15 protein-coding genes and 1 pseudogene are annotated in these 12,274 nt (G+C 59.5%); 9 read left to right on the top strand and 7 right to left on the bottom strand.

Annotated features, from left to right (window positions below; all coding sequences use genetic code 11):
* Positions 1 to 137: 137 nt before the first annotated feature.
* A complete protein-coding gene (locus AACW30_RS14995) occupies positions 138 to 695 on the bottom strand; it encodes an ATP-dependent Clp protease proteolytic subunit (RefSeq protein ID WP_119735380.1) in 558 nt (185 codons plus the stop codon).
* Between the two features lie 161 nt (positions 696 to 856).
* On the opposite strand from AACW30_RS14995, the gene AACW30_RS15000 reads away from it, so the two are divergent.
* Positions 857 to 1,063 carry a PLD nuclease N-terminal domain-containing protein gene (locus tag AACW30_RS15000; protein WP_106580146.1) on the top strand — a complete coding sequence of 69 codons (207 nt, stop codon included), beginning with the start codon at positions 857 to 859 and terminating at the stop codon, positions 1,061 to 1,063.
* Between the two features lie 60 nt (positions 1,064 to 1,123).
* Here the strand turns inward: AACW30_RS15000 and AACW30_RS15005 are convergent, their stop codons facing one another.
* Both AACW30_RS15005 and AACW30_RS15010 read right to left on the bottom strand, forming a co-directional pair.
* On the bottom strand, positions 1,124 to 1,684 hold the full coding sequence (locus tag AACW30_RS15005; RefSeq protein ID WP_106580145.1) for a type 1 glutamine amidotransferase domain-containing protein: 561 nt from the start codon (positions 1,682 to 1,684) through the stop codon (positions 1,124 to 1,126).
* A gap of 30 nt (positions 1,685 to 1,714) precedes the next feature.
* Positions 1,715 to 2,218, bottom strand: coding sequence for a DUF4142 domain-containing protein (locus AACW30_RS15010; protein WP_106580144.1), 504 nt, complete (start codon positions 2,216 to 2,218; stop codon positions 1,715 to 1,717).
* Positions 2,219 to 2,420: 202 nt separating this feature from the next.
* On the opposite strand from AACW30_RS15010, the gene AACW30_RS15015 reads away from it, so the two are divergent.
* Genes AACW30_RS15015 through AACW30_RS15025 form a run of 3 tightly spaced genes read left to right on the top strand, consistent with a single transcriptional unit; the run spans position 2,421 to position 3,792 of the window.
* Complete coding sequence (locus AACW30_RS15015) at positions 2,421 to 2,633, top strand: hypothetical protein (protein ID WP_200625182.1); 213 nt, start codon at positions 2,421 to 2,423, stop codon at positions 2,631 to 2,633.
* 2 nt (positions 2,634 to 2,635) lie between these two features.
* A complete protein-coding gene (locus AACW30_RS15020) occupies positions 2,636 to 3,067 on the top strand; it encodes a DNA methylase (RefSeq protein ID WP_106580142.1) in 432 nt (143 codons plus the stop codon).
* Complete coding sequence (locus AACW30_RS15025) at positions 3,064 to 3,792, top strand: DUF72 domain-containing protein (RefSeq protein ID WP_234452706.1); 729 nt, start codon at positions 3,064 to 3,066, stop codon at positions 3,790 to 3,792. The genes AACW30_RS15020 and AACW30_RS15025 overlap by 4 nt, the downstream gene beginning before the upstream one ends.
* Here AACW30_RS15025 and AACW30_RS15030 read toward each other — a convergent pair.
* Positions 3,757 to 4,542, bottom strand: coding sequence for a DeoR/GlpR family DNA-binding transcription regulator (locus AACW30_RS15030; protein ID WP_119735377.1), 786 nt, complete (start codon positions 4,540 to 4,542; stop codon positions 3,757 to 3,759). The two genes, AACW30_RS15025 and AACW30_RS15030, sit on opposite strands and share 36 nt — an antisense overlap.
* 121 nt (positions 4,543 to 4,663) lie before the next feature.
* Between AACW30_RS15030 and AACW30_RS15035 the strand changes: the two are divergent.
* Positions 4,664 to 5,823, top strand: a pseudogene (locus AACW30_RS15035) (alpha-hydroxy acid oxidase).
* A 192-nt stretch (positions 5,824 to 6,015) separates the two neighbouring features.
* Here AACW30_RS15035 and AACW30_RS15040 read toward each other — a convergent pair.
* Positions 6,016 to 6,942, bottom strand: coding sequence for an alpha/beta hydrolase (locus AACW30_RS15040; protein ID WP_200625183.1), 927 nt, complete (start codon positions 6,940 to 6,942; stop codon positions 6,016 to 6,018).
* Between the two features lie 162 nt (positions 6,943 to 7,104).
* On the opposite strand from AACW30_RS15040, the gene AACW30_RS15045 reads away from it, so the two are divergent.
* The 3 genes from AACW30_RS15045 (at position 7,105) to AACW30_RS15055 (ending at position 9,828) form a co-directional block, all read left to right on the top strand.
* A complete protein-coding gene (locus AACW30_RS15045; RefSeq protein WP_200625184.1) occupies positions 7,105 to 7,974 on the top strand; it encodes an SDR family NAD(P)-dependent oxidoreductase in 870 nt (289 codons plus the stop codon).
* 96 nt (positions 7,975 to 8,070) lie between these two features.
* Entirely contained in the window at positions 8,071 to 8,658 is a 588-nt protein-coding gene (locus tag AACW30_RS15050) for an NUDIX domain-containing protein (protein WP_119735374.1), read from the top strand.
* A 6-nt stretch (positions 8,659 to 8,664) separates the two neighbouring features.
* The gene (locus AACW30_RS15055; protein WP_200625186.1) at positions 8,665 to 9,828 is read left to right on the top strand and encodes an alpha/beta hydrolase; all 1,164 of its coding nucleotides are present in this window, start codon (positions 8,665 to 8,667) and stop codon (positions 9,826 to 9,828) included.
* A 103-nt stretch (positions 9,829 to 9,931) separates the two neighbouring features.
* On the opposite strand, the gene AACW30_RS15060 is transcribed toward AACW30_RS15055, so the two are convergent.
* A complete protein-coding gene (locus tag AACW30_RS15060; RefSeq protein WP_016969749.1) occupies positions 9,932 to 10,246 on the bottom strand; it encodes an SCP2 sterol-binding domain-containing protein in 315 nt (104 codons plus the stop codon).
* A gap of 56 nt (positions 10,247 to 10,302) precedes the next feature.
* Positions 10,303 to 11,013 (bottom strand): histidine phosphatase family protein, encoded by a 711-nt coding sequence (locus AACW30_RS15065; protein WP_106580135.1) that lies wholly within the window; start codon positions 11,011 to 11,013, stop codon positions 10,303 to 10,305.
* Positions 11,014 to 11,206: 193 nt separating this feature from the next.
* Between AACW30_RS15065 and sohB the strand changes: the two genes are divergently transcribed.
* Positions 11,207 to 12,232: a protease SohB gene (sohB, locus tag AACW30_RS15070; protein WP_106580134.1), complete on the top strand. Its 1,026-nt coding sequence runs from the start codon at positions 11,207 to 11,209 to the stop codon at positions 12,230 to 12,232.
* Positions 12,233 to 12,274: the final 42 nt, after the last annotated feature.

Here is a 12,274-nt window from a genome sequence, read left to right on the forward strand (position 1 = left end):
CTGGAGGTTGCATCAGTTGTACCAACTTGAATAAATTTAATAAATCTATATTAATCAATAAGATAAGAAGATATGCAAGGCAACGGATTCGTGCAGCTTGCATGGTTGGGCAGGCGGCAGATTGCAATACGCCGCCTCTATGCGCCGCTGACCTTCCAATGCTTGATGTCTTCGGCGAACACTACCTGTTGCACCTCGTGGGCGATGCCATAGGCCAGCGATTCATGCGCAGCGATGACTTTTTCCTCAGCCGACAGGCACTTGAAAATGTCCAGCTGGGTCTCGGCTCGCGTGGTCTCCAACTCATAGATTTTCACATAGCGCGCCAGGTCGTTATCCAGGCTCGACAGGTATTCCCGCAGACGCTGGTGATCGACTGAACTCTGGCTGAAATACCAGTTCATCGGATGGATCAAGAATCGAGAGTGTGGCGTGGTGATGCGTCGGTTCGCCGCCAGGAACATGATGATGCCCATGGACTCGATGTTGCCCGCGTTGATCGCGCACAAGGGCACCGGCAACGCCTTGAGGAAGGTGTAGAGGGTAAAGCCGAAATTGGTGCTGCCACCGGTGGTCGACAGGTTCAGCAGCAGGGAACTGGCGCCTTCGCCGATAGCGTCCAGGCAACAGTCGCGAAAGCGCTCGGTGGTGCTCTGGTCGATCTGGCAGTGAAAGTGGATAACGTGCTCGGTCATCCTGAACCTCCTTAAATCAGTGCAGGCGAGGTGATTCAGTCTTGAGTCTAGAAGGTCACGCAGGATTAGCTGCAACCGTTGGGCGTGAGCCCTTGCTGAAAATCGAATGGAACCCTCAGGCCATCTGCTTGACCTAATGCATAGACCTCAGGAGGTGAGCTATGCAATTGGAAACTATCTGGATCATTCTGGCCGTGATTCTGCTGATCTTGGAACTATGGGCGATCAACGTCGTATTACGCAGCACCGGTGGCTGGGAGACCAAAGGGCTGTGGTTGATCATTCTGATTTTCGTGCCGCTGTTCGGGCTGATTGTCTGGGCCTTGTTCGGGCCAAAACGTGAAATGGCCGAGCAGCGTAAAAGCTGAGTCCATTGAAGACCGCAAACAGGCGCCCATTGGGCGCCTGTTTACGTTCAAGCGGGTGGTTTAGCCCGCAACAGCTTTAGCAATCGCTTCGTTGAACGCCGGCAAGTCATCCGGGGTACGCGAGGTGATCAGGGTCCAGCCATTGGCCTTGCATTCCTTGACCTGGGCATCCACCCAACCGGCGGCTCCAGCGTTTTCAAGGTCGATCCGCACGCTTTTGTACGAGGTCAGGGTTTTGCCCTTGATCACGCCAGCATCGATCAGCGTCCATGGCCCGTGGCAGATCGCCGCGATGGTTTTGCCGGCCTTGACGAAGTCATTGATCAGGCGCAGCGCGGCGGCATCCTGGCGCAAGGTGTCAGCGTTGACGGTGCCGCCCGGGATAACCAGGGCGTCAAAGTCGCTGCTTGTAACCTGCGACAATTGCACGTCGGATTCCACGGTCTTGTCCTTCTCGGTGTCACCGACGAAGGTCTGAGTGGTGCCGCCTTTGCTGGACGCGTGAGTCACCGTGGCGCCATAGCCGCGCAGCGCTTCCAGTGGCTTGACCAGCTCATCGCGTTCGATACCGGTATTGGAGGTGATGATGAGGATTTTCTTGCCGTTGAGTTGCGAACTCATGGTCGAGTGTCTCCTGGGTCAGGGATGGTTTTAGTGGTCGTGTTTGGCTTGCAGCTCCTTGGCCATTTTCAGGTGGGCTTCAAGGGTCGGCAGGGTCTTGGCGGCGAAGGCCTTCAGCTCGGCGTTGTCCGAGGAGGCGGCTTCTTTCTGGAACAATTCGACGGTTTTTTCGTGAGCGGCGACCTGGTTGTTGGCGTAGGCCTTGTCGAACGACTCGTCGCGCATTTCGAGAATGGCTTTTTTGGCCTTGTCGGTCAGGGCGGCGTCATCGGGGACTTCGATATCCAGCTTTTTCGCCAATGCCGTCAGTTCCTGATTGGCTTTGGTGTGGTCGGTGACCATGTGCTGAGCAAAAGTCTTGACGTCGGCCGAGCTGCTTTTTTCCAGGGCCAGCTTGCCGGCTTCCACCTCGGTGATACCGCCCTGGGCGGCGTCGTCGACAAAGCTGTTGGACGTTGCGGCCATGGCCGTGGAAATCGAGCCTGCAACCAGCACAAAGGTCAGGCCCATTTGTTTCATCAGCAGAGTAGTCATGGTGGATCTCCTTGAAATCGACAGTGGCGTGATGCCGTACCTGACTGTTGAGGGGGCGCCTCGGCAAAAGGTTTAAATTAATTCGCGGTTTTTTCTCCGGTGGTCATGCACGCCAATTTCCTTGAACTATCGAAATTCGACAGGCTCTGCTGCATAAGCGCCTGCTATTTTTTGTGGGCCTTCAACTGCTTGGAGACAGACTGTGACTGCCGATAAAACCCCAACCCCGATCAGTTCCGAAGACGCCCAAAAAGGCACCGAAAAAGCCGACAAGGGCCACACGCTGGAACGCCCGAACCCAAAAACTGAAAGTGTCGACAAGGTGCTGACGCCCACGTCGATCAAAGACATCGAACGTCAAACGGACGCCATCAACGAGCAAGCCGCCAAGGCTGAGCGCAAGTTGGGCCACTGAACATGGCCAGGTCGATTACGGCTGCGCAGTTGGGCATCGAATTAAGGCCTGAAGACGACGCCAGCCTGTTCAAGTGGTTTATCGCCAGCTTCCTGATGGGCAAGCGCATTCAGGCGCCGATCGCTGCCCAGGCATACAAGGTGATTGTTGAAGAGCAAGGTCGCGATACCGCGCGCAAGTTGCAGCACTGCACCTCCAGGGAGTTGGTGTCGATGCTTGGGCGCGCGCATTACGTGCGCTATGACGAAACCACGGCGCAGCGTTTGCTCGACCTGAGTGCCAAATTGAATGCCGAGTATGGCGGCAAGATCAGCCATATTCGCAGCGCCAGCGAAGACCGTGAGGCCTTCGAAAAACGCTTGGGTGAATTTGCGGGAGTCGGGCCCAAGACCATCGAGATTTTCATGCGCGATGCCGCCAAGGTGCTGTTTTGACGGCAGCGCTGTATGTGGGCTGCGCGGGGTGGAGTTTGCCGCGTGAACAGTGGGCGGCGTTTGCGAGCGAGGGTACACACCTGCAGCGTTACGCGTCGCGTTTCAACGCCGTGGAAATCAACAGTTCGTTTTATCGCCCGCACCTGCCCAAGACCTATGAGCGCTGGGCCCAATCGGTGCCGCCGGCGTTTCGTTTTTCGGTCAAGGTGCCCAAGCGCATCACCCATGAATTGCGCTTGCAGCGCTGCGAAACCGCGCTGGATGAATTCCTTGAGCAGTGCTTGAGACTGGGTGAAAAGCTGGGCTGCCTGCTGATTCAATTACCACCGTCTTTGGGCTATGACGCGGCGATTGCTGCGCCGTTTTTCACGGCGCTACGCCAACGTTTTGCCGGTGCCGTGGTTCTGGAACCGCGCCATGCCAGCTGGCTTGAGGCCGAGGCGTTATTGCAGGATTTACATATAGGTCGTGTGGTCGCCGACCCGCCGGTCATCGACGCGGGCATCGGCTGGCAGGGCGTGCAGTATTGGCGATTGCACGGCTCGCCGCGTATTTATCACAGCGCGTATGGGCCGGAACGCGTGCAGGCATTCTCGCAGCAACTGAGCCACTACGTTGCCGCAGGTATTCCCACCTGGTGCATCTTCGACAACACCGCCAGTGGTCATGCCACCGCCGATGCCTTGTACCTACTCGACCTCCACGCGCAGCACTTCCAGCCCTAACTGCTCATAGGCTTCGACACTCGGTACGTGCCACTCGGTAATCAGCGTATGGATGCGGCTGCACGGGCCCACCACAAAGGGTTCCACCGCGCCGAGCTTGTCTGCCATGGTCACCGCCACCACATGGGAGGCACTGTCGAGCAACGCTTGCTTGACCGCCACTTCGTCGAAATGCAACGAGCTGATGCCCACCTGCGGATGCAACGCGCACACCCCGGTAAACAGCAGGTCGGCCTTGATGCTTTGGATCAGGCGCACGGTTTCGTGGCCGCTGGTGGACAAGGTGGCAGGGTTGAGTTGGCCGCCCGCCACAATCACTTTCACATCCGGGTGGTCGGCCAGGGCGATGGCAATCATCGGCGACGGCGTAACCACCGTCAGGCGGATCGCGCGTGGCAGGGATTGCGCAATTTGCAGCGTGGTCGAGCCGGAGTCGAACAGCACGATCTGGCCGTCTTCCACGCGATCGGCGGCCAGGCGCGCAAGGTGGCGTTTGACCTCATTGGTCTCGCCCACACGGGTGAAGAAGTCTTTGCCGGTGTCTTTGGGCCGGGGCAGGGCACCGCCGTGCACGCGTTGCAACAGGCCGGCGGCGGCCAGTTCACCGAGGTCGCGGCGGATGGTGTCCTGGGACACGGCAAAGTGATCCACCAATTCGGATGCGGTCACTTTGCCGTCGCGCTCCAGCAGCAACAAGATCTTCTGTTTGCGCAACGAAGGCAGGTCAATGGCTTGATGAGTGTTTTGCATGTTTATGCGTCTTTATGCGGGTTTGTGCGAGATTAGGCGTCTGCCGATATAAACGCAATGACTGGTTGCGCGGCTGATCGGCGGTTACTCTCTGGGCTCAGTTCAGGGAGAGGTGACCTAGATGTCGTTGATTACAACCATCGAAGACTTACGCAAGCTGGCGCAAAACGTGTCCCACGGATGTTCTACGACTACGCCGATTCCGGCTCCTGGACTGAAAGCACCTATCGGGCGAATGAAAGCGATTTTGCCCGCATCAAATTTCGTCAGCGCGTGGCGCGCAACATCGATCAACGTTCGATCCGCGCCAGCATGATCGGCCAGGACATGGCCATGCCGGTCGCGCTGGCGCCCACGGGGCTTGCGGGCATGCAGCACGCCGATGGCGAAATCCTGACTGCCCGCGCCGCCGCCGCTTTTGGCCTGCGCTACACGCTGTCGACCATGAGCATCTGTTCTCTTGAGGACATCGCCGAACAGGTCGGCCAGCCATTCTGGTTCCAGCTGTATGTGATGCGTGACCGCGGGTTTATCGAGCAATTGATCGAGCGCGCCAAAGCTGCGGGTGTGGATGCGCTGGTGCTGACCCTGGATCTGCAGATTCTTGGGCAACGCCACAAGGACTTGATCAACGGCTTGTCGGCGCCTCCCAAACTGACCCTGCCCAATATCCTCAACATGGCAACCAAGCCGCGCTGGGTGATGGGCATGCTGGGCACCAAACGCCGTGGTTTCGGCAATATTGTCGGCCACGTTAAAGGCGTGGCGGACATGAGTTCGCTGTCGTCGTGGACCGCCCAGCAGTTCGACCCGCGCCTGAGCTGGGACGACGTGGAATGGATCAAGAAATGCTGGGGTGGCAAGCTGATTATCAAGGGCATTCTCGATGTCGAGGATGCACGGCTGGCGGCTGACTCCGGCGCTGATGCATTGGTGGTGAGTAACCACGGTGGCCGCCAGCTGGACGGTGCACCGTCGAGCATCAGCCAACTGCCGGCAATTGTCGAGGCGGTGGGCAATCAGATTGAAGTGTGGCTCGACGGCGGCATTCGTTCCGGCCAGGACGTGCTCAAGGCGATGGCACTGGGCGCCAAAGGCACCATGATTGGTCGACCGCACCTGTATGGTTTGGGCGCCATGGGCCAAGCGGGCGTGACCAAGGCCCTTGACATCATTGCCCGTGAGTTGGATGTGTCGATGGCGCTGTGCGGCTATAACGATATACGCGATGTGAATCGCGATATTTTGCTGCCCGGCACCTTTCCCGAAGGGGTTTGCTGAGCAAAAAGATCGTAAAAAAGTAAAAAGAGTTGTCCACGAAAACCGTGGGTATCTCTGTGGATAACTTTGCGAAGGCCCGGCAGGGTTGGCGATTTAACCCTCGGTTAATATTTGATCAACTTGCGGCGCGGGCCAGTATGGGCAGGGTTTACGCTTGACAGCCAAGCGCGGACCCAGTGCCGAAAAGTACTTTCAAGAGTCGCCGTTGCGACCTGTGGAGTGCGTCACCACCTGTGCGGGCATCTGCGCTTGCATCAGTTTTTCCAGCGCTTGCCCATAGTTGCGCCCGGCCAGGCTCATGCTGTTGTTATGCGTGGCGCCAGGCACCAGCAGCAACCGTTTGGGCTCTTGAGCGGCGTCGAACAGTTGTTGGCTGAAACGCGGTGGCACGTAGGGATCGGCCAGGCCGTGCACCACCAGCAGCGGCATGTGCACGCCGGCAATCTTGTCGATGGAGTCGAACTTCTGCGACAGCAGCCAGCGCACCGGCAGCGAGGTATTGGCCACGGCCGCGGCCGCGTCCCCCAGCGAGGTGAAAGTGGATTCGATCACCAGGCCGCGCACGGGCACCGGCGTCTGTTGACTCAACTGCGCTGCCAGGTCGATGGCCACCGCGCCACCCAGCGAGTGCCCGTAGATCAGGCGTTTGCTCGGGTCTGGCTGCAGCACCTGAAAGCGCTCCCAGGCGATGCGGGCGTCTTCATACACACTGGTTTCCGAAGGCAAGTCGCCGTGACTCTGGCCGAAACCGCGGTAGTCGATGGCCAGCACCGAAAAGCCCAGTGCGTGCAGTTGTTCAATGCGAAACAGCTGGCCGGTGAGGTTCCAGCGCACGCCGTGCAGGTACAGAATCGCCGGAGCATCCTGCTTGTCGGCCGGGTACCACCAGCCATGCAGGTTCTGGCCTGATTTGAAACTGGCGGGTTTTATATCGAATTCCTGCACGGCCTTGGGCAAGCCGGTGTACCAGCCGGCGGTACCTGGCTCAATGCGAAACACCAGCTCGCGCTCCTTGTGTTGAAGCACCGCGCAACCTACCGGCAGGCCGATGATCAGGATGGCCATGCACAGCAAGGGAAACCAGCGCAGGCCCAGGCGAGACAAAAAACGATATGACATGAAGGTTCCAGGACAAAAGCGAAGCTGGGGTTTTACCAGATGGCTTTAAGGGGCAGGAATTAATTCGACAGCCGTGAATGGGGATTGCTTGCAAAGTGTTACAGCATTGAACAACGCCTGCCTGGGTTGTTAGGGTGGCGGGCTTAACAGGAGAGTATGCACATGGATTTCACAGGCAAAACCGCCATTGTCACCGGTGGCGCACGCGGGTTGGGTCTGAGCTATGCACGGGCGTTGGCGACCCGTGGCGCGCGGGTAGTGATCAGCGATATCGGTGCCGACAGTGACGGCGCCGGCAGCGATGGCTCAGTGGTGCTCAATGCGGCGCAGCAGTTGCAGGCGCAAGGTCTCAAGGTGCTGGGGCATAGCGGCGACTTGTCTACGCCCGAGGGGTGCCGGCAACTGATCGGGTTCGCTATCGAGGCGTTCGGTCAACTCGATATCCTGATCCACAACGCCGGATGGGTGGGTTATCAGAACATCGAAGACCTGGATGCCGCGTTCCTCCAGCGCGCCATGGACATCAACCTCTATGCGCCGCTGTGGTTGTGCAAGCATGCGTGGCCGCACCTGCTGCGCTCATCGGCGCCGCGCATCATCCTGACCACCTCCGACCGCGCCATGTACGCGCAATACGAGCAGACCGGCCTGGTAGCCTATAGCGCCGGCAAGATGGCGCAACTGGGCATCATGAATGCCCTGAGCCATGAAGGCGCCGAAGCCGGCATCACGGTCAATGCGATTTCGCCGGTGGCCAAGACGCGCATGTGGGGCGTGACCGGGGAACCGGACGAACTCAAGCCAGAATGGGTGACGCCGGGTGTGCTGTTTCTTGCCTCGCAGCACTGCCAGGACACGGGATACATCCTGCGGGCCAGCAATGGCCAATTCACGGCGACGCGGTTCACTGAGAACCCTGGGGTGGATTACCCGCGCGATCTGGCAAGGATCAAGGCCGCCAGCGCTGAAGAAGTTGCAGCCGCGTGGCCGCGCATCAAGCAACCGCTCGCTCAGGCCGTGACTGCTTCCTGAACCCGATACCCCGCGCGCCTGTTTGCACAAGCGATTCGCTTGACGCTGACATTGGCGCCGCGACATGCTCGCGCTCCTTTGAGCAGAGGCCAGACCATGGACAACAGCCCCGTTCGCATCACCGCCGAAGAAACCCTGTCGAACAATTGGTATCTTCTGAAAAAATACACCTTCGACCTGCGCCGCCAGGATGGCAGTTGGCAAGCCCAGACCCGTGAGGTGTACGACCGCGGCAACGGTGCAACGATTCTGCTGTACAACCGCGCACAGCGCACCGTGCTGCTGATCCGCCAGTTCCGCATGCCCACGTTCGTCAACGATTACCCCGGCTACTTGATCGAAGCGGCCGCCGGCCTGTTGGACAACGCCACCCCCGAGGAGCGCATTCGCCTCGAAGCCGAAGAAGAAACCGGCTACCGCGTCGGCTCCGTGGAGAAAATCTACGCGGCGTTCATGAGCCCCGGTTCGGTGACCGAGCGCATTCACTTCTTTATCGGCGAGTACCAGGCAGCAGACCGGGTCGGCGAGGGCGGCGGGCTGATCGACGAGGGTGAAGACATCGAAGTGCTGGAGCTGAGCTTTGAACAGGCGCTGGCCATGGTGCAGAGCGGTGAGATTGTCGATGGCAAAACCATCATGCTGTTGCAGCACCTGGAATTGCGCATGTTGAAAGAAGGGTGGTGATGCGCGATGCGCGCGTGGGCGTTGCTATGGGTACTGGCGGCCGGCAGTAGCAGCGCCGCTGACGCGTTCTACACCTGGGCTGACCCTGTGCCGCCAATGCCCGGCAAACTGCTGCGCAGTGAAGCATTGACGCCGCAGCAGAGCCTGGCGTCGGCCGGGCTGAACCTGCGGATCCTGTATTCCTCCACCGATGGGCTCGACAACCTCACGCCTGTCGCGGTCTCCGGTGCGTTGTTCGTGCCCAAGGGCCCAGCGCCTGCGGGTGGCTGGCCACTGATGGCATGGGCCCACGGCACGGTCGGCAGTGCTGATCGTTGCGCGCCTTCGCTGAATCAGCGCAGTCCACGGGATACGCGCTATCTCAATCACTGGCTCGAGCAGGGCTATGCGATTGTTGCCACTGATTACCAGGGGCTGGGCACGCCCGGGTTGCACCCTTATGGGCTGACGCGTCCCTTGGCGTATGGCGTGCTGGACAGCATCCGTGCGGTCGGCGCTGCGCATGTCAACGTGTCCAGGCGGGCAGTGGTGTTCGGGCAATCCCAGGGTGGCCGCGCGGCGTTCGCCACGGCGGTAATGGCCAAGGACTATGCGCCGGATGTGGAGGTTGTCGGGGTGGTGGCGACCGGTACGCCTTATGCCTCTGCGCGCGCCCAGGGCCACAGCCCAGAACTTGAAAACGCACGCCGTTCGGTGGTGCCGACGTTTGCCTATAACCTGTTGCGCCTCAGTACGGTGGCGTTGCTGGACCCTTCGTTCGTGCCCGCCGATTACCTGGCTGAGCGGGCGCTGCCGGCCTTCAGGGCGAGTCAGGATGAGTGCTTGCATGCCATCGAGCAGCGGGTGGTGGCTGACGGGTTGACCTTCAATAACAGCTTCAAGCGATCGCCCAAGGCAGCGTTGGATCGGGTGGGGCGTGAAGCGGCTTATCCCACGTTGAAAACCGATATTCCGGTGTTTCTCGGCACTGGCGGTAAAGACCGAGATGTGTTTGTGCCGGGGCAACAAGCCTTGGTCCGGGACGCCTGTCAGGCAGGGGATCGGGTGGAGTGGCATTTCTATCCAGCGCTGGATCACTCCGGGGCGGTGAATGGGTCTTTGGGTGATTCGATAGGGTTTGTTCGGCGGGCGTTTGCGGGCGAGGCAATCAAGGGCAATTGTGGGCGATGAGTGGTGGGGATGGTGGTCACGGCTGTTTGCCGCTCCCGCAAACAACAAATCCCGCCATGTGGCGGGATTTGTCGGGGTAAAGCGCGCTACTCAATCAGCGTGATCAAGCCGGGAACAGCTCGCTCAGCTTCATTGCCAGCATCATGTCGCCTTCGGTGCGCAGTTTGCCGCTCATGAAGGCCTGCATGCCATCGGTGTCGCCGCTGACGATGCCTTCCATGGTTTCGCCGTCGGTGACCAGCGTGACCTGGGCGTCAGGGTTCTCGCCTTCGAGCAGTTCGCAGGTGTTGTTCTTGACCACCAGCGAGAAGTTCTGGGTGTCGTCGATACGGAAACCGAACACCAGGTCCAGGCCGTCGGCAGCGGCTGGGTTGAATTTGGCTTTCATTGCTTCTACAGCTTTGGCTACGTCAGTCATGGTTTCGATCCTTAAGGGTAGAGTCCAGTGACCTTGGGGTCACGGTTGGCCGCAGTTCATCGGAAAGTGATGAGCTGCGGCGCCTTCAACAGTTGCAAGTGGGTATGACTGTTGAAGGAAGCCAGCGCCACCTCGCGTCCACGGAATTTCAGCTGGTTGAGCGAGGTGTTAACAATTTGCCAATTGAGCTCGAACGCCTGGGCGGCAGGCATGCGGGTAATCAAGTGAAGCAGGGCGGTGATCGTGCCGCCGGAGGTGAACACGGCGATCTTGTCAGTGTTCTGGGCGGTTTCGAGAATCCGTTGCAGGCCGCCTTGTACGCGTTCGACAAACCCCAGCCAGCTTTCCAGCCCCGGTGGGTCATAGGTGCCGGCCAGCCAACGCTCGATGATCAACGCAAAGATGCGCTGGAATTCGCTGCGGTTGTGCGCCGCATTGCGCAGGATCTCCAGGGCTTCGGGCTCGGTGGTCAGCAGGTCGGGGAGCAGGGCACGGATGATCGCGTCGGCGTCGAATTCGTTGAAGGCGCTGTCGATGTCCAGCGAAGGTACCGGCAGGCCACGGGCTGCATATTGATCGAGTACGGACGTGGCAGTGTGCTGCTGGCGGCGCAGGTCGCCCGCTATACAGCGATCAAACGTGAGGCCCAGGTCGGCCAGATGGCGTCCGAGCACTTGCGCTTGTTCCACGCCGACGGGCGACAGGACGTCATAGTCGTCTGCACCGAAAGAGGCCTGGCCATGTCGAATCAGATAAATGCTGCCCACGTCCGTTTTCCCGGTACGTTGAAAGTCTGGCGAGGTTATGAGGATGCCGGAGAGCTGTCAATGAAAAAACATACGCTTGTTTTAAAAGCCCGTTAGAGCCCGCTTGCTGGCGGTTTGATCACTGGCTCGAACGCGGTGCCGTCGGTATGCTGGGCCCATCCGCGCCTGGCGCAGTGCATTTTTAAGGAGACATATGGATTTTCTGGCCGAATACGCGAGCTTTCTGGCGAAGACCGTCACCCTGGTGGTCGCTATTCTGGTGGTACTGATCAGTTTCGCGGCGCTGCGCAGCAAAGGCCGTCGCAAGTCCGCCGGCCAATTGCAGGTCAGCAAGCTCAATGATTTCTACAAGGGCCTGCGTGAGCGCCTGGAGTCGAGCCTGCTCGACAAGGACCAGCTCAAGGCCCTGCGCAAAGCCGAAAGCAAAACCGAAAAAAAGAAAGGCAAGAAGAAATCCGAGGCCAAGCCACGGGTGTTTGTGCTGGATTTCGACGGCGATATCAAGGCCTCGGCCACCGAGAGCCTGCGCCATGAAATCACCGCACTGCTGAGCCTGGCCACGCCGAAAGACGAAGTGGTGCTGCGCCTGGAAAGCGGCGGCGGCATGGTCCACAGCTACGGCCTGGCCTCATCCCAGCTGGCGCGTATCCGCCAGGCGGGCGTGCCATTGACCGTGTGCATCGACAAGGTCGCGGCCAGCGGCGGCTACATGATGGCGTGCATCGGCGAGAAGATCATCAGCGCACCGTTCGCCATCCTTGGTTCGATTGGCGTGGTAGCGCAGTTGCCCAACGTCAACCGCCTGCTGAAAAAACATGACATCGATTTCGAGGTGCTGACGGCCGGTGAATACAAACGCACCCTCACCGTGTTTGGCGAAAACACCGAGAAGGGCCGCGAGAAGTTCCAGGAAGACTTGGACATCACCCATCAGCTGTTCAAGAACTTCGTGTCGCGCTATCGCCCTCAGCTGGCAATCGATGATGTCGCGACCGGGGAAGTGTGGCTGGGTGTTGCAGCCCTCGACAAGCAACTGGTCGACGAGCTGCAAACCAGCGACGAATACCTGGCCACCAAAGCCAAGACCGCCGAGGTGTTCCACCTGCACTATGCCGAGCGTAAAAGCCTGCAAGAGCGGGTCGGCCTGGCGGCCAGCGGTTCGGTGGACCGAGTGCTGCTGACCTGGTGGAGCCGGTTGACCCAGCAGCGGTTCTGGTAATTCCAGACTGCAGGTCAACCCCTTGTGGGAGCGGGCTTGCTC

It is taken from the genome of Pseudomonas sp. MF6747 (genome assembly GCF_963890955.1).
Lineage (GTDB): Bacteria > Pseudomonadota > Gammaproteobacteria > Pseudomonadales > Pseudomonadaceae > Aquipseudomonas.

What these genes read in the sequence shown, in the direction of transcription:
- AACW30_RS14995 (WP_119735380.1), bottom strand. Translation starts at nt 695, where the DNA reads ATGACCGAGCACGTTATCCACTTTCACTGCCAGATCGACCAGAGCACC.
- AACW30_RS15000 (WP_106580146.1), top strand. Translation starts at nt 857, where the DNA reads ATGCAATTGGAAACTATCTGGATCATTCTGGCCGTGATTCTGCTGATC.
- AACW30_RS15005 (WP_106580145.1), bottom strand. Translation starts at nt 1,684, where the DNA reads ATGAGTTCGCAACTCAACGGCAAGAAAATCCTCATCATCACCTCCAAT.
- AACW30_RS15010 (WP_106580144.1), bottom strand. Translation starts at nt 2,218, where the DNA reads ATGACTACTCTGCTGATGAAACAAATGGGCCTGACCTTTGTGCTGGTT.
- AACW30_RS15020 (WP_106580142.1), top strand. Translation starts at nt 2,636, where the DNA reads ATGGCCAGGTCGATTACGGCTGCGCAGTTGGGCATCGAATTAAGGCCT.
- AACW30_RS15030 (WP_119735377.1), bottom strand. Translation starts at nt 4,542, where the DNA reads ATGCAAAACACTCATCAAGCCATTGACCTGCCTTCGTTGCGCAAACAG.
- AACW30_RS15040 (WP_200625183.1), bottom strand. Translation starts at nt 6,942, where the DNA reads ATGTCATATCGTTTTTTGTCTCGCCTGGGCCTGCGCTGGTTTCCCTTG.
- AACW30_RS15045 (WP_200625184.1), top strand. Translation starts at nt 7,105, where the DNA reads ATGGATTTCACAGGCAAAACCGCCATTGTCACCGGTGGCGCACGCGGG.
- AACW30_RS15050 (WP_119735374.1), top strand. Translation starts at nt 8,071, where the DNA reads ATGGACAACAGCCCCGTTCGCATCACCGCCGAAGAAACCCTGTCGAAC.
- AACW30_RS15055 (WP_200625186.1), top strand. Translation starts at nt 8,665, where the DNA reads ATGCGCGCGTGGGCGTTGCTATGGGTACTGGCGGCCGGCAGTAGCAGC.
- AACW30_RS15060 (WP_016969749.1), bottom strand. Translation starts at nt 10,246, where the DNA reads ATGACTGACGTAGCCAAAGCTGTAGAAGCAATGAAAGCCAAATTCAAC.
- sohB (WP_106580134.1), top strand. Translation starts at nt 11,207, where the DNA reads ATGGATTTTCTGGCCGAATACGCGAGCTTTCTGGCGAAGACCGTCACC.